This window comes from Geodermatophilus sp. SYSU D00663 (assembly GCF_054050655.1).
Window position 1 is genome coordinate 1 of record NZ_JBJGZT010000059.1, and the last position, 829, is coordinate 829.

General features: G+C 76.8%; 1 protein-coding gene. It reads left to right on the forward strand.

Annotation, left to right across the window (positions count from 1 at the left end; translation table 11 throughout):
- Positions 1–96: 96 nt before the first annotated feature.
- On the forward strand, positions 97–669 hold the full coding sequence (locus ACI79Z_RS22830) for a dihydrofolate reductase family protein (protein ID WP_456904228.1): 573 nt from the start codon (positions 97–99) through the stop codon (positions 667–669).
- Positions 670–829: the final 160 nt, after the last annotated feature.

Consider the following 829-nt stretch of genomic DNA (forward strand, 5'->3'; position numbering starts at 1 on the left):
GGCCGGGGACCCCTCGGGGTCCCCGGCCCGTCGCCGCTTGCGCACCGGTGCCGCACCACGGGAGCGTGACGTCGGCGACGACGGTGGAGGTGGGACGTGCGCGACCTCGTCTACTACGTCGGGGTGTCGATCGACGGCTTCATCGCCGGCCCCGACGACGAGGTGGACTTCTACCCGCTCACCGAGCCGTTCACCGAGTGGATGGCGACCGAGTACGCCGACGCGCTGCCCACGCACGTGCGCCGGGCGCTGGGGGTCGACGCCGCGCTCCGGCGCCGGTTCGACACGGTCGTCATGGGCCGGCGCACCTACGACCCCGGCCTCGCCGCGGGCATCGTCAGCCCCCACGCCCACCTGCGGCAGGTCGTCGTCTCCCGGTCGCTGGAACCCCCGGCCCCGGAGGTCACCGTCGTCCGGGAGGACCCGCTGGCCGCCGTGCGCGCCCTCAAGGAGGCGCCCGGCCTCGACGTCTACCTCGCCGGCGGCGGGCAGCTCGCCGGTGAGCTGCTCCCCGAGATCGACCGGCTGGTGCTCAAGCAGTACCCGGTGGTGGCCGGTGCCGGCCGGCCGCTGTTCGACACCGGGTTCGCCCCCACCGGGTTCGTCCTGGACGACGTGCGGACCTTCCCCGGCGGCCCCGCCGTCCTCACCTGGTCGCGCTCCCGCTGACCCGGCCGGGGGAGCACGTGGCCGGCCGCCGCTCCGACGTCCGCCGCTCCGACGCCCGCCGGGCCGCCGGCCTGGCCGTGCTGCTCGCGGCCTGGAACGACCTGCTGGTGCCGCGGCTGCCCGAGCGGGCGTACGCGCCGGTAAACGCCGCGGCCGCGGC